This window comes from Ignavibacteriales bacterium (assembly GCA_016709765.1).
Taxonomy (GTDB): Bacteria; Bacteroidota; Ignavibacteria; order Ignavibacteriales; family Ignavibacteriaceae; genus IGN3.
Window position 1 is genome coordinate 575,101 of record JADJMD010000013.1, and the last position, 26,230, is coordinate 601,330.

Below are 26,230 nucleotides of genomic sequence, written 5' to 3' on the forward strand. Positions count from 1 at the left end.
TAAATGCTAATAAATCTTGGGTTAATTTATTATTTTGACTAATAAATACAAAAATTTAATAATGCTGAATGTTGATATAGAAAATATTATCCTTAACAACAATAATACTACAAGCAGAGAACTTCTGCGCGATATAAAATTCAAGATTACTGAAAATAAAATTTATACCGTGCTTGGTAAAAATGGCAGCGGAAAATCTACATTAATAAAATCGCTTACAGGCTTATTCAATACAGAGCTTTATAAAATAATTGGTAGCGTTTTTTGGTTTGATGAAAATATTTTTAAAATGGATTACCTTCGTTTACTTGAACTGCGTAAAAAAGAAATTAAATATGTTTTGCAGAATTTAACAAATAATTTTGATCCACTAAAAAAAATAAAATATTATTTCGAAAACTCAGGACTTGATGCACACACTATTACAGCAAAACTAAAAGAATTTTTACTTCCTGATTATCAAACAATTTCAGATCTTCATTCGTATGAAATTAGTGGCGGAATGGCTCAGCGATTAAGTTTAATGTTAGCAATGCTATCCAATCCAAAACTTTTAATTTTAGATGAACCGACTTCAGCAATTGATTATGCAAATATTAATTTAATAAAACTTAAACTTCTGGATTTTAAAAATGCAGGTGGTTCTGCACTAATTGTTACACAGGATATTAATTTTGCAAAAGAAGTTTCTGATAAATTAGCGTTTTTGCAGGATAATAAGCTAAGTGCTTTTGCCGAGTCAGAAATCTTCTTTAGAGATGATGAGCAAAAGTCTTACAGTGATTTTCTTAAATCCTTTAAAGTGATGCAATGAATGATATAATTCTAAACGTTGAGGATATTACTTATTCTGTAAATAAAAAAAATAATTTTTCAGGGTATGAGTCTGTTGAAATATTAAAAAACATTTCCTTTGAAGTTGAAAGAGGAAAAGTGTTGGGCATTTCAGGTCAATCCGGCAGCGGTAAATCAACACTAGCGAAAATATTAGCTGGGGTTTTTCCACAAACTTCTGGTTCGATTCAAAGGAATTTTAAAAATGATTGGAGTAAATCTTTACCAAAACCTTTGCAAATATTATTTCAAAATGATGGAGAGTTAATCAATCCATTTAGAAAAGTGAATGCTGTTTTAAACGAAGCTTATGAAATAAAATTAAAAGGAAAGAAAAATTGCACTTTAGAAATTGATCAACTTTTTTCTCGATTCAATCTAAATCCGCAATTAAAAGAACATAAAGGATCACAATTAAGCGGTGGAGAAAAGCAGCGCATTGCTCTTGCAAGAATTATTATCACTGAACCGGAGATTTTAATTTTAGATGAACCTTTTGCTTCGCAGGATGTTGAATCACAATTGAGCATTTTAAATATTATAAATAAACTTAATGAAGAACTCAATCTTACGATTATTTGTATCTCACATGATCTTAATATTTTAAAACATTTTTCTGATAATCTTTTAATTATGTATAACGGAAAAATTGTTGAAAGCGGATTTACCAAAAATGTGATAGAATATCCCCAAAACGAATACACGAAATTTTTACTAAGTGCTCAATATCTAAATCTTACCGAAATAGATATTCAATCCTTCCATAATAACTATGAGCAAAACTAACGCAATTAGAATCGTGGAATCACACAATGTAAAGTATGAAACAATTGCTTACCAAGTTGATGAGAATGATTTAAGCGGAGAAGTTGTTGCTTTAAAAATTGGTGCGGATCCGGATTCTGTATTTAAAACTCTTGTATGTATTGGAGATAAATCGGGGCATATTGTTTTTTGCGTTCCTGTTACTCAGGAACTAGAACTTAAAAAAGCTGCTGCGGTAAGCGGAAATAAAAAAGTTAAAATGATAAAATTTAAAGACTTGTTTCAGTTAACCGGATACATTCGCGGCGGCTGCTCTCCAATCGGAATGAAAAAACTATTCCCAACGTACATAGATGAAACCGCACAATTGTTTACTGAAATTTGTATTAGCGCGGGTGTAAGAGGAATGCAAATAAAATTAAGCTCTGAGGATTTATTAATATTCACTAATGGCGTTTACGCGGATTTGATTTGATTCCGCAATCTAATTTTTCAACTTTTTAAATAACTCAACATCTTCCTTAGTAGTAATCTTAAAATTAAAAACTGAACCATCAACAATGTTTACTTTCTTACCACTTCTTTTTATAAGTATTGATTCATCAGTTCCAATATAGTTTTCTTTCTCAGCAAGGGTCATTGCTTTAAATAAATCTTTATATTTGAATATTTGTGGTGTTTGCACATAATAGACTTCATCACGATTTAAATATTCATCAACAACTTTATTCCCTTTTATAAGAGTATCTTTTGCATTGATACACACAAGTGCATTGCCTTTTTTCTTTGCTAATTTAATCGCATTAGTTAAAACTGCATCTGGTAATAAAGCTCGGGCAGCGTCGTGTACAACTATCAAATCACTTGGCTCAGCATCAGCAGAAAGAACAGCGTTGTGAACAGAATTCTGTCTTGTTGTTCCGCCTTCGACAATAAGTGTGGCTTTGCTAATTTTAAATTTCTTTATAAGTCGTATTAAAAGATTGAAATATTCAGGTTCTGCCGAGATGATTATCGTATCAATAAACTTATTCTTTTGAAAGATTTGAAGTGTGTAAACAATTATTGGTTTGCTATTTACTTTTAAATATTGTTTAGGAGTGGCTGAGCCACTCCGTAAACCTTTTCCACCAGCGGGAATAATTGCTATTGTTGTCATACTATCATCATAGCATCGCCGTAACTTAAAAAGCGATACTTATCTTTTAGTGCTTTCTTGTATGCTTTCATTATCACTTCAGTATCACCAAGTGCACTTGCAAGCATCAGCAAAGTTGATTCCGGCGAATGAAAATTTGTGATAAGCTTTTGTGTAATATGAAATACGTGAGGTGGATAAATAAATTTATCGGTCCAGCCTCGTCCGGGTTTTAGGAAGCCATCAGCAGTTGTGCTTGTTTCTAAAGCACGACAAGCGCTTGTACCTACTACAATAATATTATGTTTAGCGTGCATTGCCTTGTTCACAACGTCTGATGTATGTGCAGATATTTCATAATACTCAGAATCCATTTTATGTTTGGTTAAATCTTCAACCTCAACAGGTCTAAAAGTTCCTAAGCCTATATGAAGAATTACAGGAACAATATGAATTCCTTTCTTCTCAATTTTTTCAAGCAGCTTTGTTGTAAAATGCAGACCTGCTGTAGGAGCAGCAACAGCACCATCAACTTTTGCATAAACTGTTTGATAGTTTTCTTTATCCTTTGGTTCAGGATCACGTTTTATATAAGGAGGAAGTGGCGTTAATCCAATTTTTTCAACTGCCTGAAACACGTTCCCAGGCTGATTAAATCGAACCGTCCTGCCTCTTGATGTTGTATTATCAATTACCTCACACCAAAGGTTGTTATCAAAATAGATTTTGTTGCCAATCCTAACCTTTCTTGCAGGGTCAACAATTACATCCCAGATACAATCGTCTTTATTTAGTTCTCTTAAAAGAAAAACTTCAATCTTAGCCTGAGTTTTTTCTTTCTTTCCAAACAATCTTGCCTGAAACACTCTTGTTTCGTTTACAACAAGTACATCACCTTTTTCCATATAATCAATCACATCAGTAAACTTTTTATCTTCCATCTCGCCGGTTTCTTTATGAACAACCAATAATTTTGATTTATCACGCGGACTAACCGGGTACTTTGCAATGGCAGTTTTTGGCAAGTTATACTTGAAATCTGATAGCTTCATTTATCTCTACCTTCTCTTATTATTTTAATTTTCACTTTATCATCCAGAGCGAAGCTTAAATTTACCTGAACAAAAGATTCCTCTTCACTTCGCTCTTGGGAATGACTTATGAAATTATTTATTTCTTCTTAGATACTTTTTTCTTTACTACAACTTTCTTTTTAGGTGCAGCTTTTTTTGCAACTGTTTTTTTAGATGAAGCTTTAGCAGGTTTTGCTTTCTTCATATCTTTAACAGCAGCTTGTGCCGCTGCTAATCTTGCAATCGGAACCCGGAATGGTGAACAGCTTACATAATTCAATCCGATTTTATGACAGAACTCAACTGATCTTGGTTCACCACCATGCTCGCCACAAATACCGATCTTTAAATCCGGTCTTGTACCGCGTCCGCCTTCAACAGCAATTTCCATCAACTTCCCAATTGCCTCTTGATCAATTGATTGGAAAGGATCTTCTGGTAAAATTTTCTTTTCAAGATATTCAGGTAAAAATCCACCTATATCATCACGGGAAAATCCAAATCCCATTTGAGTAAGATCATTTGTACCGAATGAAAAGAACTGTGCTGTTTCGGCAATTTTATCAGCTGTTAAACATGCACGTGGAATTTCAATCATTGTTCCTGTTAAATGAGCAATTTTCTTTAATCCAAATTTTGCACAAACTTCGGTATGAACTCTTGTTACTATTTCATACTGATGATTGATTTCATTTACATGGCAAGTAACAGGAATCATTATTTCTGGAAAAGGTTTCTTTCCTTCTTGTAATAATTCTGCCGTTGCTTCAAATATAGCACGAATCTGCATCTCAGAAATTTCAGGATAAGTAATTCCCAATCGCACACCACGGTGTCCCATCATAGGATTATTTTCGTGAAGTGCATCAGCACGTTTATTTAATTCTTCAAGTGATATTCCAAGACTTGAAGCAAGTTTTTCTCTTTCATCAACTCTTGTTGGAACAAATTCATGAAGCGGTGGATCAAGTGTTCTGAATGTTACAGGGTATCCATCCATTGCAGCCATTGTTCCTTTTACGTCGTGCTTTACATGTGGAAATAATTCATCCAATGCTGCTTTTCTTTCAGCAAGAGTGTTAGAGTGAATCATCTTACGAAGTTTGAATAATGGTTCTTCAGAATTTTTTCCATAGAACATATGCTCTGTTCTAAAAAGTCCGATACCTTCAGCGCCGAATGCTCTTGCACGTGCTGCGTCTTCAGGAGTATCCGCATTTGTTCTAACTCTTAATTTTCTAACATCATCACACAACTTCATAAATAATTGGAAATCTGGATTTTCTTCAGCAGCTTTAATCATTGGCAATTCGCCTAAGTAAACAGTTCCTTTAGATCCGTTTAATGTAAGCCAATCACCTTCTTTAATTGTAACATCACCTACAGTAAAATATTTTTCATTGTAATTCATTTTAATAGTACCTGCACCAACGATACAGCATTTGCCCCAACCACGAGCAACAAGTGCAGCGTGCGAAGTCATTCCACCACGAGCAGTTAAAATTGCTTGTGCAGAACGCATTCCTTCAATGTCTTCCGGATTTGTTTCTTCACGAACAAGAATTACTTTTTTACCATCTTTTGCCCATGCAACAGCATCATTAGCAGAAAAAACAACTTGTCCTGATGCGCCGCCTGGCCCAGCAGGTAATCCTTTTGCAACCGCCTTTGTTGTAATTTCAACAGCAGGATCAATAATTGGGTGAAGTAATTCATCAAGCTGTGAAGGTTGAACGCGCATAACAGCTTCTTCTTTTGTGATAATTTTTTCTTTGTACATATCAAGAGCCATCTTTACAGCTGCAGGTCCATTTCTTTTTCCTACACGGCACTGTAACATATAAAGTGTACCATCCTGTATTGTAAACTCAACATCAAGCATATCGTGATAATGTCTTTCTAACATTCTCTGGATGATGTGTAACTCCATATATGTTTTTGGCATTGCTGTTTCAAGTGATTCAAGGTGTTCTGTATGTTCACTCTTGCCAACTTCATTAATTGGATTTGGAGTTCTGATTCCAGCAACAACATCTTCACCCTGTGCGTTTGTTAGCCATTCACCATAAAAATAATTTTCTCCAGTTGCAGGGTTTCGAGTAAACGCGACACCGGTTGCAGAAGTATCACCCATATTTCCAAATACCATTGATTGAACGTTAACTGCTGTTCCCCATTCATCAGGAATTCCTTCTATTTTTCTGTAAGAGATAGCACGTTTGCCCATCCAGCTTTGGAATACAGCAGAAACAGCACCCCAAAGTTGTTCCATTGGATCTTCAGGAAAAGGTTTTCCTAAAACTTCCTGAACTTTTGCTTTGTAGATTTCGATTAGTTCTTTTAAATCATCGGCTGTTAAATCTGTATCAGCTTTAGCTCCGCGAGCTTCTTTCATATTGTGAAGCTCTTTTTCTAATTGCTGTCTAACGCCCTTACCTTCTTCTGGTTCGATGCCGGCAGCTTTTTCCATAACAACATCACTGTACATTTGGATTAAGCGGCGATGTGAATCATAAACAAATCTTGGGTTACCTGTTTTTTTAATGAGTGCTTCTCGAGTTTGGTTATTTAGGCCTGCGTTCAGAATTGTTTCCATCATACCTGGCATAGAAGCACGTGCCCCTGAACGAATTGATAGTAACAATGGATTTTCTAAATCACCAAACTTAGCACCCATTTGCTTTTCAACTTTTGCAAGAGCATCTTTAACTTGTTTTTCAAGTTCTTTAGGATATTTTTTCTTGTTCTTGTAGTATGCCGTACATACTTCTGTGGTTATTGTAAATCCTGCAGGTACAGGGAGTCCAATGTTAACCATCTCTGCAAGATTAGCACCTTTACCACCAAGCAGCGATTTCATTTCTGATTTACCCTCGGCTTTTTTACCGCCAAAGTAGTAAACATATTTTGTTTGAGCCATATAGTCCTTTCCTTCGTTCTAAGATTTTCTATTAAATCAATCTATTATTTACGAAGCATTATTTAGTTTATTAATTAAATACTGTTTGAATGATTCTTCACCATCCATACACAAGTTTATTTTTAGATAAAATATTTCAATATCATCAAGTTCTCTTTTAAATCTAGAAAGCTTTACCGCATCTTTTTCAGTGGTTACAACTGAGTGAGAATTAGTTTTATAAAATGCATTTCTTATTTGCTGTACTTCTTTTAATGTGTAGTTCTTGTGATCTCTAAAAACCAGTTGATTCTGTGTATTAACATGAACTTTATTTAATACATTTAGAAAAGATGCCGGGTTAGCTATTCCAGAAACAACTAAACTTTCCTGTCCTTTAAAGTCATCAATATTATATTCGATTTTTCTCATCACATCAACAAAGTTTATTGCTTTATAATATGCGGTGAAGATTGTTTTCCCTTCAAAATGATTTTTCATTTCAGAATTAATTTCTTCTCTATCAAGAAATTTTCTGTTAAGGATAATAGCGTCAGCTCTTTTGAGTGAATCGAATCCTTCTCTTAAATCACCCGCCGGCAAAAGATTGTGTAAAAAATAATTCTTGCTATTCACAAAGCTCTGATCAATAACTACAAGATCAACTTCACGTGCAATCCATCTATGCTGAAATGCATCATCTAAAACTATTGAATCGATTCCTGTTTCATCAATTAACCTTTTTGCACCTTTAACGCGATTTTCAGAAACTGCTGCAGCAACTTTACACTCTAAAGCAGTATGATAAATTTCATCACCGCACTCTTCAACAGGAGTTAAAATTTCATTTCCTTTAGAAACCAGTTTATATCCACTTGATTTTCTTCCGTAACCTCTGCTTAAAACTCCAACTTTGTAGCCGGATTTTATTAATAAGTTAGAAATATAAATTACAAGCGGTGTTTTACCAGATCCGCCTACATTTATGTTCCCAATGGAAATGACTTTTGCGTTTACTTTTTCAGTTTTTAAAACAGATTTATCAAAGAACAAATTTCTGATAGAAATTATAAACCCATAAAGAAAAACAAATGGGCTTAATATTATTTTTAAAACTTTCACCAAATCAGTACTTAAAATTTTTCAGCTTCTTTTTGAAGCTCATTTATTTTTTTTTCACACTCATCAATAACATTTGAAGTTTCATCATAACTTAATTTCGAATCAATATAAAGTGGATCCGAATAAATTACTTTTACATTTGAGAATGGATTTGGAATCTGAAATTTATCCCAGCTTTTTAATTTCTTTTTAGATTTAATTCCAATCCCGATTAACACAATAGGAACTCCGCTTTTTTTTGCTGTAATAACCGCTCCAGCTTTAAACTTATGTTCAGGTCCACGTGGTCCATCCGGTGTTATAGCAATTGAGTAACCATTTTTTGCGTGATCAATCATAATTCCAAGTGCGACATCGCCGCCTTTACTGCTTGATCCGCGTACGACTTTATACTTCCAATGTTTTAATTGCTTAGCAAGCAAATCACCATCTTTACTTTTACTTGTAAGGGCAGCAAAACCATCATTTCTGTGTAAGAACCAAGGCATCAACATAGTACCATGCCAAAATGCTAAAACATAATGTTGATTTTTTTTTCTAAGTTCTTCAACAACTTTTTTATTTGTGTAACTAACGCGCAAAGTTTTGCATAATGCATCAAGGCTGTGCTTTAGAAGATAACTGCCCAAAAACCTTAATGTATCTTGTTTAACTTGCTTTGTGTTCATTCAATAATGTATAAATAATTTTTGCTGCATTTTCAGGAGCGTTTTTATCACCTAAAATTTTTTTAATTCCACTTAACTTCAACTTAATTCGGCTAAATAAATCTTCATCAGATAAAATATTTTTAGCCATATCGTAAATGTTGTCAGCATTGGCATCGCCCTGAATTAACTCAGGGACAACCTGTTCATTCAAAATTATATTCGCCATTCCAATATTTTTGATTTTCGCTAAAGATTTACCAATTGCAAAAGTCAACCAGCTTGTTTTATATACTATAACCATTGGTAATTCCATCAATCCTGCTTCAAGTGTTGATGTGCCGGATTTTACTACTCCAAATTTTGCATGTTTTAAAAGATCATATGTTTGATTTTTAATTACTTTAAAGTTTTTAATATCTGAAAATTCATAAAAAATCTTTTCATTGATATTACTTGAACACGCTACAACAATTTGCATATCAAGATCATCTGCCAGTTTAGAAGCAGCTTTAATTGCTTCAGGAAAAATACTTTTAACTTCCTGCTCTCTGCTACCGGGAAGAATTAGTAAAATTTCCTTTGCAGGGTCTAAATTAAATTTATTGTCCAGCAGATTTCGCGAAATAAAATCATACCCGTTTATTTCCTGGATTAAAGGATGCCCGACAAATTCAGCGTTAACATTTCTATCTTTAAAAAACTTTTCTTCAAATGGAAATACAACCAAAACTTTTTTGAATAACTCTTTAATCTTATTTACTCTGCCTTTTCCCCAAGCCCAAACTTGCGGTGTGATGTAATATATAAGTTCAAGATTAGGTTTTAGTTCAAGAGATTTTAGTTTCTTTGCGATGCTTAGATTGAAGCCGGGATAATCAATCAAAACAACTTCGCTTATTTTTCTTTTCTTCACTTCTTCAATCAAATCACGTTGAACTTTTTTAATAAATGGTAAATGTTTTATCACTTCAACAAATCCAAGAAAAGCCATTTTGTCTATGTGATAAATTAATTCCATTCCTTCGGCTTTCATCTTATCGCCGCCGATTCCAAATATTTTCAAAGAATCATCTAGCTTTTTCAACTCTCGTATTAACGCGGCTCCATGTAAATCGCCAGAAGCTTCACCTGCAATCATTAAAACGTTTTTACTATTCATCACAAAATATTATTTGATCTTAAATACCATTTTAAAACTATCAACAAAGCAGCAGTACCAAAAGCCTGCAACGTTCTTGTTTCTGATTTCAATCCCTTAGATAAAATAAACTCCGGTTGTGGAATTGAACTATCTTTGTAAGGCTCAAACCTCCATCCAAACCTTGGAACATTTTTTAGATATTTTTGAAAGTCATCAGTGAATTTTGTTTTTAAAAATCCTTCTTCTTCGTTTACAATAAATTGATATTGCATTATGAAAAACAATATAGCAACAATCTGTAAATACGGGAATAACGACATGGACATGATCCCAAGCCCCAAATACATTAAAATATTACCAACATAAAGTGGATTACGAACGTGAGCAAAAGGGCCGCTGATAACAAGAAAAGTTCCACCAACACCACCTGTTGTACGTGTTTCGCTGCCCGCCCAACTTACGCCCCATAACCTTAAAAATTCACCGGTTAACGCGATTAAAAAACCTACAGCTAAACTTGTTACAGTGGCATTTTCAAAAATCAGCATAAGTATTAAAAAAGGAATTGGTGTATAGCTTCTGTATTTAAATATTTTTGTTGCGATGTTATTCATTATTACTCCGCCATATAGGCTGATTTTCTTTTTAATTGTGCTTGATGTCGTTTTCTTAAATTTTTCTTATTCATTAACTCTGTTAATTTATTTTTCACATCATTAAAATCATTAAAGGGATAAAAACTTATTTTTTCAATAGAACAAAATTTTGCTAAGCCGTTTTTTGCAAAAATAAAATCGCAATACTGAGCTGCATCTTTATCGGAATTACCATCACCGATATAAATCGTAAAATCATCATCACTGCTGTGATTGATGATATGATTTCTTTTACAATTGGCTGAAGTTGGTGAACCATCATCAAAGTAAGGATATTTTGCACTCAAGTTTCCTTTTTCATCAACAAAAAGTTTGTTTGAATAATATTTTAATCCTGCCAAACCTGCTTTGTTAAGGAGTCTATCTATGTAATAATCAAAACCATCACTAAGGACAATCATCTCAATTTCATTTTCAGAGCAAAACTTTGCAAAAGAATTATACGTTGGATCAATATCAATCAGATCAATAAAAGCATCAAGATCAGTTTTACTAACTACATTAGTAGAATCACAAAGATCATCCCAGCATTGGCGCGATGAAATTTTATCTGTTAAAAGATCTTCAATTATTTGGTTAACTTTTTTTGCTTCGCCAAATTTTTGGAAAATAGCTTCGCCAACATCTTCAAGTGTAATCGTCCCGTCAAAATCCACAAAGATTTTTATTGTTCTCTTGTTCATCATTCAGAAATAATCATTTTCTTTACATCAACAAAATTGCCTGCTTTTAAACGATAGTAATAAATTCCCGGTAGCAGATTTTCGGCATTAAAAACTACTTCATTTTTTCCAGCAGGATATTCAAAATCATCAATCTTTTTTATTATTTCGATATTGCTGTTAAAAAACTCAAACGTAACTTCTTCTAACTCAGGTAAAAAGAAACTAATTGTTGTTGAAGACGAAAATGGATTTGGATAATTTTGCCCCAGCACAATGGATTCTACATCACGAAAGTAATCAACTTTTTCTATATTAGAATATTGCGGCTGCGTTTTATCATTCTTTTGTGCAATGCGATAAAAAATTGAACCACTTATATCTGGCAAATCATAAAACTCATAATAATTGGTATCAGTTTTTTTATTCTTCTTAACCGAGCCGGCAATTTTCCAATCCATTTCTTCAGTATTTCCCTCTCCAGATCTATAAATACTGTAAGTAGTTCCTTCGTTTTCATTCGCAGCATACCATGAAATCTTTACAGAATCATTAACAACTTCCGCATTAAAACCAAGTATTTGAGAAGCGTAAGTACCTGTACTAAAAATCTTTTGCCCATAAATATTGTTTTTATTATTTATGTTTCCTTTAAATATGGCAATTGCGCCGCCATCACCATCAGGAATAAGATTGAGATAACTTTTTTGCATTTCTTGTGATGAAGCTATCATAACACCGTCAGGATCCCAAACAAATTTTCCTTTAAGATCAATTTTTTGGATGTATAAATTGGCATCGGGGTTCTTTTCACGTTTATCGATCCAGGCAATTATCACACCATTTTTTTTGTCATAAACTATTCGCTGCCCAAACTGGTTTCCTTTGATATTAATAACTCTTTTTCCGTTGTTGCCCCACATACGGTTTCCTTTAACATCAAATCTTTGAATAAAAACATCGTTAATTTTTTCAAACTCATTTGTCCAGCTAACAACAACACTTGAATCAACAAATGCAAACTGTGGATTTTTCTGACTTCCTTTTTGATACGTAAGCAGCTTACCATCAGCACCCCAAAGTAAATTTCCTTTATCAGATATTAATTGCTGATAAATAATTTTATTTGGACCCTGATAAGTAACCGCAGCATAAATCCCGGTACCAATTCTGCCAACAGAATAATTAAGTACATTAGTATTGGTTTTAGAAATTGTTAACGGTTTAGATCCCCACGTTCTTGAACCCGTAGAATCAACAAATTGCAAACGCAAAACAGTTTTTTGATTTAAATTTTCTAACCAAAAAATAAACGAACCGCCTTTGTTATCTGGAATGATTTCCGTTTCACTTAATGTATTATTAGTAAAGTACAAACTTCCTTTTAAAGAATCGCTTAATATTTTTCCATTGGCAGTTAACACATTATATTTCACAGAAAATTTATTTCCGGATGTTAAATTTTTTGTGATGTGACTTGTGTGAGTATAACCTCTTTTATCAACACGTAAAGAAAAATCAACTTTTTCAATTTTACTTTCTGTTAATTGAATACCTTCATTCTGCCATAGTCTTAATCCATTCTTGCTTAGTTTTTGAATAAACAGCTCAGGATTTCTTCTTTTATCAAAACCTTTCCATAAAACTATTGAGTTGCCAAGGGGTTCAACAACTGCAATAGGATTTTCTTTCAATCCACTTCTTGTTGAAACAACTTTGCCATCAGCCCTAAAGCTTACATCACCATTCTCATTAATATGAACAAAATAAATATCACTGTTAGAACTTCCCTTTTTATCTTCCCAAAAAACAAATGCCCCGCCGCTTACATCGCTAAAAGCTGTAATGTTTATGGGATCAACAGGATCAATTACTAATTTTGTGTTTGATGATGGATCATTTACCCATTGTGCCTTAGCATTATCAAAAAGGCATAGTATTGCCGCTGCAATAAAAATTATAAGTTTTATATGTAGTAATTTTATTTTCAAATAATCTTTAATAAATAAGTATCAATAAGAGTGTTTGCCACAAAAGATTTTCCATTGTGTCATTCCCGTAAGAACGGGGATCTAAGAGTTCTAAAATACAGTAGATTCCCACCTTTGTGGGAATGACAACCAGGGGATTTCAACTAATTAGTTACAAAATCCAAATCTTCATTAAACCTAACGCTAACTAATTTGGAGATTCCTTCTTCCTGCATAGTTACGCCGTATAAAGTATTTGCTGCTTCCATCGTACGCTTGTTGTGGGTTACAACAATAAATTGTGTGTCTTTACTAAAATCATCCAAAATTCGTGTAAAGCGATCGATGTTTGCATCATCAAGAGGTGCATCAATTTCATCAAGGATACAAAATGGACTTGGCTTAACAAGATAGATTGCAAACAACAATGCGATAGCCGTTAATGTTTTTTCCCCTCCGGATAAAAGCTCAATTGAAGTTGGACGTTTACCTTTAGGTTTTGCAATTATTTCTATCTTTGCTTCAAGTGGATCAGCATTCTCTTCAATCTTTAAATCAGCTTCATCACCCGGATTAAAAAGTGTTCTGAATATTTTTACAAAATGTTCTCTAATTTTTTCAAACGTTTCGGAAAACTGTGCTTGCGCAGTATTGTTAATTTCCTCAATGGTTTTCACAACGTCCCTTTCAGATTCTACAAGATCATCGCGCTGCTTGTGAAGAAAATCTAATCGCTCTCTTTCTTCTTCGTATTCGGAATGTGCAACAAGATTTATAGGGCCCAGATTTTTAACTTTTAATTTTAGATCTTGTACTTCGTCTGTCCGCTGATTAAAATCAAACGACTGCAAATCGTCAAAATCTTTTTTATCAAGTGTAAGGGAATAGTTTTCTTTTATGTGATCAACTAGATTTGAGCTTTTAATATCAAGCTCTTTGATCGTCATTTCCATTTTGTGAATCGTATCTGAAACAACCTCACGCTCGTTTCGCAAACTTCTTAAAGAAGAATCTTTTTGATTTACTTCTTCTCTAAGATTTTTATGTCGAGTATCAATTTCTTCTAATTGGTTATTTAAAACATTTTTTGCTTCATCAAGTTCAATTAAATTATTTTGTAGTGCTACAACATCACCCTCAATACTTGCTATTTCACTTCCCGCAGCTTCAATATCCTCTTTTCTTTTTGAGATTGAATTGCTGATTACAACTATCGATTCCTCGGCACGTTTGATTGCATTTTCGGTGTTGCGTTTTTCGCCAACAAGTCTTTCGATATTTACGCTAAGTTCATTTCGTTGCTTTAGAATTTGATTATAGTTTTTTTCAAATTCGGTAAATTCAGAATCAAGAGTTTGTTTTTTTCTTTCTTCAGAATCACGCAGTGCAATTTCAGTATTAAGCAGCGATTCAAGTTTTAATTTTTTATTATCAAATAAGTTTGATTCGGCTGCGTGCTCTTTTATCTCGTGTTGAATTTTTTCAATTTCATCATCAGATTTTTTCTTCTCAAATTCAAACTGAGCAATTTGTTTATCAACGTTAGCAAGATCGTTTACAAGCAATCTGCCTTGTTCGGATAAAACTTTTAAATCAATCGCATTTAAAAGATTTTCCTTTCCATTTATTTGATTTTGAATTTCAGCTAAGTTCTTTTCATGTTTTGGAAATTCCACACTTAAATTTTCCAGCAATTGTTTTCTTCCAAATAATGAATCATCCAAACGCGGAACTGAGCCGGCTTCTATAACACCATCTCTCGAAACAAAGTCACCATTTAATGTTGCAAAACTGAATGAATTATATTTTCCATACAGCTCGAATGCTTTTTCTAAATTTTCAACGATACAAATGTTTTTTAGAATTTTTGCAAAGAATGGTTTCCATTTTTCTTTAGTTTGGATTGAATTACTTGCCCAGCTTACAAATCCGTTTTCCTGTTCAAGTTTTTTTGCTCTTCTTTTTTCAATAAAACTTTGAATCTTATTTAGCAAACCTTTACTGTTAAAATCCTCAAAGTGTGGAAAGTAAAATGATGCTTTACCGATATCATTAAGATTTAAATATTCAATTCCTCGTTTCAGATCTTCTAAGGACTCAACAATAACATTATTAAGATTATTTTTTAACGCAGCTTCCACCGCAAAACGAAATTTTTCATCTGAATCACCGATGTGCGCAAGAATTGTACTTCCTTCTTTTGTCCAAGCCTTATTATCTAAAAGTGCTTTTGCACCCTTAGAAACACCTTCAAGATTATCAATTAAATTTTGAATGAAAGTGATTTTATCCTTTGAAGATTTGATAACACTTCGCTGTTCTAGTTCACTTGTTTTTAGCTTATTAAGTTCGCTCTCTAATTTTTCTTTTTCGCCTTGTTTACTTAAGTAAAATGATTCGGCTTCAGCTATTTTTTTCTGAATATTATCCTTATCAATACCAAGCTCTTCAATAAATCCAACAGTTTTTGCAATATTATTTGTAAGAGATTGAATTTTATCGTTCAACTTTTTAATGTTTACTTGTTTTGATTCCAGAATAGCGATTGTATTTCGCAGTTCATTTTCTCTTCCGGTAATCTCTTTAAACTTTTCAAGTAAAAGATCGGATTGTTCTTTTAGTATATTTTTTTTCTGTTCAAGAAATCCTAATTGTGTATCAACGTCGTGCTCAATAGTTTTCTTCTCATGTTCTTTTTGAACAATCTGTTCAGTAAAGTCTGAAAGAGAAACTGCGCCGGTTTCAGTGATATTTTTAGCCTCATCAAATTGGCGACTTAATTCACTTAACTCTGCAATATATTTTTCTTTGTTTCGAGTAAGAGAATTTTTTCTTTCATTATTAAGCGCTAACGAATTTTGTACATTAAAAATCCTTTCGGTCTGAAGCGTAATTTCGTTTCTTTTATCCTTAAGCTCGTTTTCAATATCAACAAGACGTTCACGCGCTGCTTTAATTTCATCTTCAAGTTTTGCAATATCAGATTCAAATTGAATTTTCTTCTTAAAATTTTCTTCTTTAATTAATTTGGATTCATCAATTCGAAGTGTAAACAAAGCTAGCTCCCGTTCGGATAAATCAATTTCTAATTCTCTTAATTGGGATGTTAAAACATTGTATTTATCGGCACGTTTTGCCTGTCTTTCTAATGATGCAACTTTTTTCTCAACTTCGGAAACAATATCATTAACACGTGTTAAATCTGATTTTACTTCATCAAGTTTTCTAAGAGCGAGCCTCCTACGCATTTTATATTTATTTACACCGGCAGCTTCTTCAAACATAGTGCGGCGCTCTTCGGCTTTGTTGCTAAGAATAGTCTCAACCATTTTTAATTCGATGACAGAATAAGCGTTTGCACCTATTCCTGTATCCATAAAAAGATTGGTAATATCTTTTAAGCGACAAATGTTTTTATTTAAAAGATATTCGCTTTCACCGGAACGAAATATTCTTCTTGTAATTGTAACGTCAGTGTATTCTGTGGGTAGGATTCCTTTTGTGTTTTCAATCGTTAGGGATACTTCCGCCATTCCCATTGGCTTACGCTGTGCTGTTCCGTTAAAGATAACGTTTTCCATTTTGTCGCTTCTAAGGGTAGAACTTTTCTGTTCACCCAAACACCAGCGAAGTGCATCAACAACATTTGTTTTTCCACATCCATTAGGACCAACAATTGAAGTTATTCCCTGATTAAAATTAATCTGAGTTTTTTGCGCAAATGATTTGAAACCGAGTATTTCTAACTTAGATAAATACAAATTTTTCTATCCAAATATATTAAATTGTTTAAGTGCAAGTTTTAGATATTGAAATACAGAATTGTTTACTTCGTAGTAAAGCAAGAAAATAATTTTCACTATAAATATTGATAGTAAGCCGTAGAAATATATTCCCCCGGGATTAACATCAAATATTACAGAAATACCTTTTAGAAGTCTGTAAAGAATCCAAAAAATAAATGCAATAAGAAATACGTACATATAAACATTTCCAACGCCGGCATTTAATAATCGGTAAAGCACTATTCCAACAGGTATTAAAAGTACCACAGGTAGTAGCGCCCAAACTACAGTAAAGAATACGCTTGATAGATAAACTCTTGTTCTAACAAAAAATGATGCTGCGGTAATAATGATTGTTAAAAGTATCATCCAGATTATACTTAAAACAAAAAGCCAAACTAATGATGTTGTTGGGTTCCAAGCAAGATAACTGATACCTGAAATCAAGCCCGGGCTTCCAAAAGACAAAAGTATTTTTTCTACAAGCACATTGTTTTTAATGTAATAAAACAGATTTGCAAAGATTAATGAAGTTACCAGAGCAACTATAATGGCCAGAAAAAGTGAATGATATGCAGAAATTATTCTTTGATCCCGAACATCAGCAAAAAAGTTATATGGACGAAGTAATGCACGTGAGGCATCTTCTCTAAATTTTCTTCCCGAATTTACAAGCACACCCATTAATAATGCAAGTATCAATCCTGTAATTATAAAAATCATTGGCGCATCATCTTTATCACTACCGATCGGTATGGTTACTTTTTCTGTATTTTTCATTCGTGCAGAAAGAACTTTGTAAGCAAGTCTATCCTGGCTTCTTTCTTCACTTACTAAACCAATGTTGTAAATGTTTTCATCTTTATATCCGCTAATAATTGACGGATAATCACCACGAATATCAAACATTGTATTTGCAAAAAAACCGGCAAGTTGATTACTATAGTTAAAATTAAAAACATCATCAAAAAATTTAGCTTGTGCTTCGTAAGAAAATTTATTTACATAACCATCGGTTTGCCCAATGTTTACAGTATAAGTTGCTTCCCCAATAAATAGTTTTCCTTGGCCAACTGTTTGGATAAGATTGGAAATATCATTTTGTTTATCCGCCGGAGTGCTGTTTAAAAATTCGATTCCGCATAAATCGAGACTATCAATTTGTTGATATTCAAAATCAAAAAACGAAGCGTACGTTAAGATGTTTCTACTTTTCTTTACTTGCATTGAAAGATCACTTAACAATGCACGGTGAGCATCTGATTTAAATAAATACGATGAACCAAATCCAATTCCGCCTATTGCTGAAAAATTTTCGTATGCTTTTAATAAACTTGTAAGATAATTTTTACTGCGAACAACAAAAGTTTGTGAGCCTGCAAGTCCTTCGGGAAGATTAGCAATTGGAAGTTCAACAAAAGCAAACAAGCCGATCTGTTCACATAATCTTAATAAGTATGGAATTGGAAGCGATTTTGAAAATCTAACTGAATTAAATCCCGCTTGTTTAATCTTTTCTAAATCACTTTGCATTCTTTCGTAGGATGAAAGGCTACCGTATTGATAGAAAGATGGAATATAAGTTACGCCGTATAAATTAAAATTTTTACCGTTTAGCGTAAAACTTTTTTGCGATGACTCAAGAACAAATAATGCAATGCTTTGATCGTGTCTGTCAATCAATTGATCGCCGCGCCATAGTTCCAATCTTACAATATAATTTGCTGGATTATCTGGACTCCATAACGTTGGTGATGCTATTGTAACACTGTTTTTTATTTCAACTTGTTTATTCTGTTTTAAAACAAAGTTATTATCACTAATGTTTGATCCTGAGCTTGTGCTTGAACCAGAACTTAAACTTGTCTTTCCATCCGGATAAAATATTTGTGTCCGCAAAGTAAAATTTGTTTGTGTACCAAGAGTATCATTTACTTTTTTAAATTCTTTATTATCAATTACAGATTGAAAAGAAATAACAGCCTTGTTTGATTTAAAATCAAGTTCAGTTTTAAAAGTAAAATCCGAAATACTAACATTGGGAGTTAGATGAAGATAAACATCACGAATAACACCGCCTAAGTTCTTGGGAAATAAAAATCTTTGCTTAAGCGGAATTGTATTTTTTGAATCGAGCGAATAGGATAGTTTTACAGAAACTATGTTGTCTTTATCTGATTTTAAAATATCGCGAGGAAGTAAAACTGTGAATGGAAATTCGCCGCCCGGATGACGATAGATGATTACTTTGTTTACAGAAATATCCGCGGAATAATTTAATCCAAAAAAGACAATAGAAATTTTTTGATTGTTTAATTGTTCGTTTGTGAGAGAAAATTTTTTTTCAAAAATAAACTCACCCTTACCTTCAAAAATTGATGGAACGTGAATGTTGACTTTTTCTTTTTTCTCATCATCAGAAGGATAAACTTTCCAATTTCCATTTAATGAAATTACATCACGGGTATTTGTAATATCAAAAAAAAGTTGATCAGATGTATTTATTTTATAATTCGGAAGATCTCTAAAAATAACCTGTGAAAAAGTTGTCTGTGAGAAAACTATTGCGATTACGAATAGATTGTAAAGTAAACTTTTGAGGGAAATCATTCTTTGCTAAAAAACTCCTGAAAAATAAGCTACAAATATAACCTCAAATCGAAGGGATTGCAATGAATGGAAAGCCCGATTTAAGCTAATAATCGGGCTTTTGAAAAGAAAATAAATATTTTATGCGCCTTTTATTATTCCTATAAAAGAATCTGCTTTTAAGCAGGCACCACCAACCAAAGCACCATCAATATCTTTTTGTGAAATTAGTTCTTTAGCATTGTCCGGTTTTACGCTTCCGCCGTATTGAATTACTAAATCGTTTGCAATCTCCAGGCTGTAATCTATCTCAATCAAATCACGAATAAATTCGTGAACTTCTTGTGCTTGTGCAGGACTTGCAGTTTTTCCCGTGCCGATAGCCCAAACTGGTTCATAGGCAAGAATAATATTTTTCATATCAACAGCAAAAATTCCATTTAATCCTTTTAATATTTGTCGTTTAACAACATCGTTAGTTGTTCCGTTTTCTCTTTCTTCGAGAAGTTCTCCTATACAGAAAATTGGTTTCAATCCCGCAGCCAATGCTTTTTTGATTTTCCTATTAATCACTTCATCCGTTTCGCCAAAAATGTGTCTGCGCTCAGAGTGACCTAGTATTACATATTCACATCCAGCTGATTTTAACATTGAGGCAGAAATTTCCCCTGTGAACGCGCCATTTTCTTCAAAGTGCATGTTTTGCGCTCCGAGTTTAATTTGGCTTCCACTCACAAGTTTTGATGCTTCTGATAAAGAAGTGAAAGGCGGGCAAACAATTACATCACAATTTGGTTTTTCATTATTCAAAAGATTTTTTAATTCAACGATAAGTTTTTCTGATTCCTTTAAATCGTTGTTCATTTTCCAGTTGCCGGCAATAACAGTATTTCGCATTTTGTCCTCTAAGGTTTAATAAAATTTCTTTGTAAAATTACGTAAGAAATAAAGTTGATACAATCTACTATTGTGATATTTAAAACCTATTATTTATAGAGAGTCATTCCGTACGAGTCTTCTAGTTAGAAATCTTTTCTCTTATAAAATCCAGATTTCTCCCTGCAGTCGAAATGACTATCTGATTTTAATTTATTTGAATCTATTTTTACTCTAATGAAAACTAAAATATCTAAACAAGTTTTTATTTTGGGGATGGTAAGTTTGTTTACAGACGTTGCAAGCGAAATGCTTTATCCTGTTACTCCTATTTTCTTAACAGCGGTTTTAGGCTCATCAATGGCTGTTGTAGGCGTTATTGAAGGGATTGCAGAAGTTACAGCTGGATTGTTAAAGGGATATTTTGGAAACCTTTCTGATAAAGTTGGTAAGCGATCTATATTTGTTGTTTTGGGTTATGGAATTTCTGCACTCTCAAAACCATTGCCCGGAATTTTTCAAAACATTCCTATTGTTTTAACATCTCGAATTTCAGATAGAGTTGGTAAAGGAATTAGAACAGCTCCGCGTGATGCACTGCTTGCAAGTTACAGCGATGGAAATTCCGGTGCAGTTTTTGGATTTCATCGTGCAATGGATACGCTTGGGGCAGCAATTGGCCCTGTGATTGCACTTATACTTTTATATTACTTTCCAAATAATTTTCAGTTAATATTTTTAGTTGCGTTTGTTCCATCTGTAATTGCAGTTGCATTTACACTGCTGGTGAAAGACAAACCAAATTCCATAGAATCAAAAGGCAAAATAAATTATTTAGAGTTTTGGAAATCTGCACCGAAGGAATACAAAAAAATATTATTACTTATCACAACATTTTCTTTAGTAAACAGCAGTGATGTTTTTTTAATTTTAAAATCAAAAGACATTTCCCAATCAAGTTCGCTGGCGATTTTTGGATATGTTTTTTACAACCTCATTTACGCTGCCGCTTCATATCCATTCGGCGGATTATCAGACAAACTCGGTAAACAAAAAGTTTTTTCATTCGGTCTCATAATTTTTTCAGCAGTTTACTTTGGATTTGCTTTAGCACCAAATATTAATTTCATCTGGGTTTTATTTGCCATGTATGGAATTTATGCTGCATCAACAGAAGGGGTTTCTAAAGCATGGATTTCCGATTTAATTCCAAACGAACAACGTGGATCCGCAATTGGTTTGCTTACAATGCTTTCCAGCTTTGCAATTATGTTTGGCTCTTTTTTAACAGGAATTTTGTGGGATAAATTTGGTTCACAAACTCCATTTCTAATCTCTGCAATTATAAGCCTAATAATTTCTATAATAATCTTAATCGAATTCCGCAAAAAGCGAAGCTAAAATTTCTGTTTTTGAATTTGGACTTTAGATTTTTGAATTCTGAATCGTTTCTCTTTTTAGTATTTTAACACAAAGATTTTCAAACATAAAACTATCATTTATGCAATCATCTAAAAAAAATATTGCTGTTATTGCCGTTAGCGGAGGAATGGATAGCTGCGTTACTGCTGCAATTGCAAATCTTGATTATGAAATTGCCTTCGCTCATATCAATTATGGTCAAAGAACTGTCAATAGAGAATTAAAATCATTTAATGATATTGCCGATCACTATAGGGTTAAGAAGAGATTAATAATCGATTATACGCATCTTTCAAAAATCGGCGGCTCATCTCTTACAGATAAAAATATTGAAGTATCAAAAGCTGATTTAAATAATCAGGAAATTCCATCTTCATATGTTCCATTTAGAAATGCAAACATACTTTCGGCTTGTGTAAGCTGGGCAGAAGTATTAAGAGCAAGCACAGTATTTATCGGAGCAGTTTATGAGGATTCATCCGGTTATCCTGATTGCAGACCGGATTTTTTTTCCGCTTACGAAAAAATGATGGATCTTGGAACCAGGCCTGAAACTAAAATTAAAATTGTTACCCCAATTATAAACTTATCTAAAGCAGAAATTGTTAAAAAAGGAATTGAACTTGACGCTCCGCTACATTTAACTTGGAGTTGCTACCAAAATGAAAATGAAGCTTGCGGTGTTTGTGATAGCTGTGCCTTGCGTTTACGCGGCTTTATACAAGCTGGATTTGAAGACACGATTAAGTATAAAATTAAACCTAAGTATTGATATTATCTGAAGTCATTCCTACGAAAATGGGATCTAAAAAAACAAAGAGGAAAAATGAACGACAAAATTAAACTGTTAGAAACTTTTGAAAATAAATATCCAAACAGAGATTATACTGTCACTCACATTGCACCGGAGTTTACATCTCTTTGCCCAAAAACCGGGCAACCGGATTTTGCAACTATCACACTGGAATATATCCCGGGTAATCTTTGTGTGGAATTAAAATCTTACAAATTTTATCTTCAATCTTATCGTAATGATGGGATATTTTTTGAAAGTGTTACAAATAAAATTCTTGATGATCTTGTTGAAGTTACACAACCAAGATATATGAAAATTACTGCAGAGTTTAATACTCGCGGCGGAATTTCTTCTGTAATTGAAGCAGAGTACGAAGACGAAGATTATTGGGATTTTGATGATGAAGAAGATTTAGAAAATCATTTTAACTAAACATAAAGTAAATGAAGCGCCTGTTAGATATTAAAAAAGGATTTCTTAAAGATAGAGAAACTCTATTTACAGATTATAACGGCAAAACGGATGCGTTTGTTTTCAGCAAAAACTACAGCGTGCTGATTGAAGATACTATCAGAATAATTCTTGCTGATAAAAAAATTTCTTTTGTACTAGCTTCTGCTGGCAGTTTTAGTCGGCGCGAGCTTTCTCCTTTTTCTGATATTGATTTGATGATTATTTCTGAATCAATTGAAAAGGACAGTACGGAAATATCAGAACTAATTACAAATCTTTGGGATGGTGGAATTGAAGCATCGCACACTGTGCGCGAACTAAGCGACATAAAAAAATTCCTAACTTCCGATTTACATGCGTTTACCCAATTTTTTGAAACAAGATTTATTAGCGGCGATTTAAAACTTTACAACAAATGGAATACTGAACTTATAAACTACATAGATGATAAATCAAAAAAATTGTTAATGACAGATTTTGTTGAAGATGTAAGACAGCGCCATGAAAAATACGGTGATTCAGCTAAGATGCTTGAACCAAATGTTAAAATGTCCGCAGGCGGTCTGCGTGATTTTCAATCAATTGAATGGATGATGATGGTTGGCAGCAAGCAATTGTTAAAATCGCAGCACGAACTTACGCAAGCAGAAATTTTTGTCAACTACATAAGAAGCAATAATCTTGCAACTGCCGCTGAGTGCAAGCGATTGATCGAAAGTTATAATTTAGTTTTGTCTATTCGTCATCTTCTTCACATCACAACAAAATCTAAAACGGATAGATTTGAATTTTCAAATCAGATAAAACTTGCTCCTATTTTTGGATATGCTGAAAATGATTTGCAAAGTTTTATGAAAAATTATTTTGCTTCAACAAATATAATTTTTCGTTTTAGTCATTCTATAATAAAAAAATATAAAGTTGAGTACGTAAACCCCGTACCAGATTCTCTTTCATATGATTTAGATGCTGACTTTTATATAAAAAACAAAGTTATCTTTTTAAAAAAGAAAGATGAGTTAACTCTTTCAGATATTTTTAGAGTATTTTATTACAGAGCATTCCACAACGCTGGTTTCGATGATAAACTTAGAACGCAAATAATTGATGCAACAGAAATTTCTTTAGAAAATAATTGGGCGCAGTCTGATTCATCAGTTTTTTTTAGAGAGATTCTAAAATTACCTCGCAACGTTGGTGCAACTTTATCAGTGATGAATGAGCTTGGCGTTCTTGGTGCATTTCTGCCTGAGTTTGGAGACTTAAACGGATTTATGCAACATGGTGTTTATCACTGTTACACAGCAGATGAACATACTTTAATTACAATTAAAAATTTAGAAAAACTTTACAATCAAAGTACTGCTTACGGAAAAATTTATAACACTATAAAGAACAAAGAGATTTTAAATCTTGCATTGCTTCTGCATGATATTGCAAAACCGATTGATATTTCAGGTCACGAAATTATCGGTGAAGAAATGACTTCATCAATTATGATAAGACTGGGATATGATGAAAATGAAATTGATAAAGTTTGTTTCTTAGTTAAAAATCATTTGATGATGGAGCAAATTGCTTTTAGAAGAAATCTTAACGATCCTGAAACACTTAATAATTTTTCTGTAAGATTTGGTTCGGTGGAAGAATTGGATTTGCTTTATCTAATAACTTATGCGGATCTTTCTGCTGTGAATGCTGCTGTTTGGACTTCGTGGAAAGCTGAACTTCTCTCTGAGCTTTATAGAAAAAGCAGAGCAATGATTCAAGATAAAATTTCCGGTGAAGACCTTCTCTATTCAACAATTTATTCCATCCCAAAAGATATTTCAAAATATTCCGATAAGATTAATGAAACTCATGTGCAAGACCATTTTGAATCATTGCACGATGATTTAAGGTATGCCAATCATTTTACAGATGAAGAAATTATATCGCACGTAGAAGAAATTGAAAAAGGCGACAGTGTTTCTGTACTGTTTAAAGAACTAATTGATTTTACAAATGTTACTGTAATTACAAAAGATTTTCCCTCATTACTTTCTAAACTTTGCGGCGTGCTCGCAATAAATGATGCAAATATCCACTCGGCAAATATATTTACTCGTAAAGATGGGATTGTAATTGATACCTTTCTTGTAACTGATTTTAGGACTCACAAACGAGTAGATGAAACAAAGTATTCTAAAATTAAAGAAGATTTTTATTCTGTTATAAATGGATTTTTACAATTGCATGTAGAAGTTGCAAAATTAAAGTCACGCTGGTGGAGAATTGAAAATAAATTATTTAAACGAAGTGGGCAGATAAAAATCTCTTTTGAAAAACACGACCGCTACACAATTATTGATGTGCATTCAGCCGATAGATTAGGATTTTTGTATCACGTAACAAATAAAATGAATGAACTTGGTTTGATAATTTACTTTGCAAAAATATCTACAAAGGGTGATGACATTGTGGATTCGTTTTACGTGTTGGATAGAAACGGCAGCAAAGTAAAACAAAATGATTACAATTTTATTATGTCAGAATTAACTGAAACTATAACACAAATATTGTAGGTACAAATTGAATTTTATGGAAAAAGAAAAGCCAATCGGAGTTTTTGATTCGGGTATTGGTGGTTTAACTGTAGTAAAAAGATTAGCCTCTGTTCTTCCAAAAGAAAGCATAGTTTATTTTGGCGATACAGCTCGTGTACCTTATGGTTCAAAATCAAACGACACTGTGATAGATTACTCAATACAGGATTCGAATTTTTTACTTAAAAAAAATGTTAAAGCCGTTGTGGTTGCTTGTAACACAGCCTCATCAATTGCAATTCCTGAACTTAGAAAAAAGTTTTCTGTACCAGTAATTGGTGTAATATTACCGGGTTCAGATATGGCTTACAAAGAAACGCGAAATGGAAGAATTGGTGTAATCGGAACTCGTGCAACCATAAATAATAATGCTTACTCAAATGCAATTAAAGAAATTGATAGCCAAATAGAAGTATTTGAAAAAGCTTGTCCATTATTCGTTCCAATAGCAGAAGAAGGCTGGACTCATCATCGTGCAACTTATGAGATTGCTGAAGAATATTTAAAAGAATTAAGAGAACAAAATATCGATACCTTAGTTTTAGGATGTACTCATTATCCAATACTTGCTGATGTAATTCAAGAAGTTATTGGCAAAGAGGTTAAGTTAATAGATTCCGGAATTGCAACCGCAGAAGTTGTTAGAAACGAGATTGCCAGAATAGGATTAGAAACAAACTCAGCAGCGCTTGGTAATTTAGATGTTTATGTAAGTGATATTCCAACAACATTTAAGCAAGTTGCAGAATTGTTTCTTGGCAAGAAAATTAGCGATGTTGTTAAGGTTGATATAGAAGAATTACATAAGTTATAA

The 26,230-nt window shown here is 33.0% G+C and carries 20 protein-coding genes; 8 read left to right on the forward strand and 12 right to left on the reverse strand.

Translation table 11 applies throughout. From position 1 onward, the window contains the following. The first annotated feature begins 61 nt into the window (after positions 1 to 61). Genes IPJ23_12155 through ybaK form a run of 3 tightly spaced genes read left to right on the forward strand, consistent with a single transcriptional unit; the run spans position 62 to position 2,074 of the window. Positions 62 to 814, forward strand: coding sequence for an ABC transporter ATP-binding protein (locus IPJ23_12155; GenBank protein ID MBK7631433.1), 753 nt, complete (start codon positions 62 to 64; stop codon positions 812 to 814). Beyond that, positions 811 to 1,620, forward strand: coding sequence for an ATP-binding cassette domain-containing protein (locus tag IPJ23_12160; GenBank protein MBK7631434.1), 810 nt, complete (start codon positions 811 to 813; stop codon positions 1,618 to 1,620). The genes IPJ23_12155 and IPJ23_12160 overlap by 4 nt, the downstream gene beginning before the upstream one ends. After that, positions 1,607 to 2,074 (forward strand): Cys-tRNA(Pro) deacylase, encoded by a 468-nt coding sequence (ybaK, locus tag IPJ23_12165; GenBank protein ID MBK7631435.1) that lies wholly within the window; start codon positions 1,607 to 1,609, stop codon positions 2,072 to 2,074. The genes IPJ23_12160 and ybaK overlap by 14 nt, the downstream gene beginning before the upstream one ends. A gap of 9 nt (positions 2,075 to 2,083) precedes the next feature. Here the strand turns inward: ybaK and ispD are convergent, their stop codons facing one another. The 12 genes from ispD to IPJ23_12225 form a co-directional block, all read right to left on the reverse strand. Then, on the reverse strand, positions 2,084 to 2,758 hold the full coding sequence (gene ispD / locus IPJ23_12170) for a 2-C-methyl-D-erythritol 4-phosphate cytidylyltransferase (GenBank protein ID MBK7631436.1): 675 nt from the start codon (positions 2,756 to 2,758) through the stop codon (positions 2,084 to 2,086). Continuing rightward, positions 2,755 to 3,789 carry a tRNA preQ1(34) S-adenosylmethionine ribosyltransferase-isomerase QueA gene (queA, locus tag IPJ23_12175; GenBank protein ID MBK7631437.1) on the reverse strand — a complete coding sequence of 345 codons (1,035 nt, stop codon included), beginning with the start codon at positions 3,787 to 3,789 and terminating at the stop codon, positions 2,755 to 2,757. The genes ispD and queA overlap by 4 nt, the downstream gene beginning before the upstream one ends. A gap of 118 nt (positions 3,790 to 3,907) precedes the next feature. Continuing rightward, positions 3,908 to 6,730: a pyruvate, phosphate dikinase gene (locus IPJ23_12180; GenBank protein MBK7631438.1), complete on the reverse strand. Its 2,823-nt coding sequence runs from the start codon at positions 6,728 to 6,730 to the stop codon at positions 3,908 to 3,910. A 48-nt stretch (positions 6,731 to 6,778) separates the two neighbouring features. Next, positions 6,779 to 7,831 carry a tetraacyldisaccharide 4'-kinase gene (gene lpxK, locus IPJ23_12185; GenBank protein ID MBK7631439.1) on the reverse strand — a complete coding sequence of 351 codons (1,053 nt, stop codon included), beginning with the start codon at positions 7,829 to 7,831 and terminating at the stop codon, positions 6,779 to 6,781. Positions 7,832 to 7,842: 11 nt separating this feature from the next. Continuing rightward, positions 7,843 to 8,499 (reverse strand): lysophospholipid acyltransferase family protein, encoded by a 657-nt coding sequence (locus IPJ23_12190; protein ID MBK7631440.1) that lies wholly within the window; start codon positions 8,497 to 8,499, stop codon positions 7,843 to 7,845. Further along, complete coding sequence (gene lpxB, locus IPJ23_12195) at positions 8,480 to 9,640, reverse strand: lipid-A-disaccharide synthase (GenBank protein ID MBK7631441.1); 1,161 nt, start codon at positions 9,638 to 9,640, stop codon at positions 8,480 to 8,482. Before lpxB ends, IPJ23_12190 begins: the two co-directional genes overlap by 20 nt. Beyond that, complete coding sequence (locus tag IPJ23_12200) at positions 9,640 to 10,236, reverse strand: isoprenylcysteine carboxylmethyltransferase family protein (GenBank protein MBK7631442.1); 597 nt, start codon at positions 10,234 to 10,236, stop codon at positions 9,640 to 9,642. The genes lpxB and IPJ23_12200 overlap by 1 nt, the downstream gene beginning before the upstream one ends. 2 nt (positions 10,237 to 10,238) lie before the next feature. Then, positions 10,239 to 10,961 (reverse strand): MtnX-like HAD-IB family phosphatase, encoded by a 723-nt coding sequence (locus tag IPJ23_12205; protein MBK7631443.1) that lies wholly within the window; start codon positions 10,959 to 10,961, stop codon positions 10,239 to 10,241. Next, positions 10,961 to 12,931 carry a T9SS type A sorting domain-containing protein gene (locus IPJ23_12210; protein ID MBK7631444.1) on the reverse strand — a complete coding sequence of 657 codons (1,971 nt, stop codon included), beginning with the start codon at positions 12,929 to 12,931 and terminating at the stop codon, positions 10,961 to 10,963. The genes IPJ23_12205 and IPJ23_12210 overlap by 1 nt, the downstream gene beginning before the upstream one ends. 143 nt (positions 12,932 to 13,074) lie before the next feature. Next, the gene (gene smc, locus IPJ23_12215) at positions 13,075 to 16,671 is read right to left on the reverse strand and encodes a chromosome segregation protein SMC (GenBank protein MBK7631445.1); all 3,597 of its coding nucleotides are present in this window, start codon (positions 16,669 to 16,671) and stop codon (positions 13,075 to 13,077) included. 6 nt (positions 16,672 to 16,677) lie between these two features. Continuing rightward, positions 16,678 to 19,305: a hypothetical protein gene (locus IPJ23_12220; GenBank protein ID MBK7631446.1), complete on the reverse strand. Its 2,628-nt coding sequence runs from the start codon at positions 19,303 to 19,305 to the stop codon at positions 16,678 to 16,680. Positions 19,306 to 19,425: 120 nt separating this feature from the next. Next, positions 19,426 to 20,181: a triose-phosphate isomerase gene (locus IPJ23_12225; protein ID MBK7631447.1), complete on the reverse strand. Its 756-nt coding sequence runs from the start codon at positions 20,179 to 20,181 to the stop codon at positions 19,426 to 19,428. A gap of 216 nt (positions 20,182 to 20,397) precedes the next feature. Here IPJ23_12225 and IPJ23_12230 point away from each other — a divergent pair, with 216 nt between their 5' ends. The 5 genes from IPJ23_12230 (at position 20,398) to IPJ23_12250 (ending at position 26,230) form a co-directional block, all read left to right on the forward strand. Further along, on the forward strand, positions 20,398 to 21,561 hold the full coding sequence (locus IPJ23_12230) for an MFS transporter (protein ID MBK7631448.1): 1,164 nt from the start codon (positions 20,398 to 20,400) through the stop codon (positions 21,559 to 21,561). A gap of 100 nt (positions 21,562 to 21,661) precedes the next feature. Next, the gene (gene queC, locus IPJ23_12235) at positions 21,662 to 22,354 is read left to right on the forward strand and encodes a 7-cyano-7-deazaguanine synthase QueC (protein ID MBK7631449.1); all 693 of its coding nucleotides are present in this window, start codon (positions 21,662 to 21,664) and stop codon (positions 22,352 to 22,354) included. A 54-nt stretch (positions 22,355 to 22,408) separates the two neighbouring features. Then, positions 22,409 to 22,810 (forward strand): NADPH-dependent 7-cyano-7-deazaguanine reductase QueF, encoded by a 402-nt coding sequence (gene queF / locus IPJ23_12240; protein MBK7631450.1) that lies wholly within the window; start codon positions 22,409 to 22,411, stop codon positions 22,808 to 22,810. A gap of 11 nt (positions 22,811 to 22,821) precedes the next feature. After that, positions 22,822 to 25,395 carry an HD domain-containing protein gene (locus IPJ23_12245; protein ID MBK7631451.1) on the forward strand — a complete coding sequence of 858 codons (2,574 nt, stop codon included), beginning with the start codon at positions 22,822 to 22,824 and terminating at the stop codon, positions 25,393 to 25,395. Between the two features lie 16 nt (positions 25,396 to 25,411). Then, entirely contained in the window at positions 25,412 to 26,230 is an 819-nt protein-coding gene (locus tag IPJ23_12250; GenBank protein MBK7631452.1) for a glutamate racemase, read from the forward strand.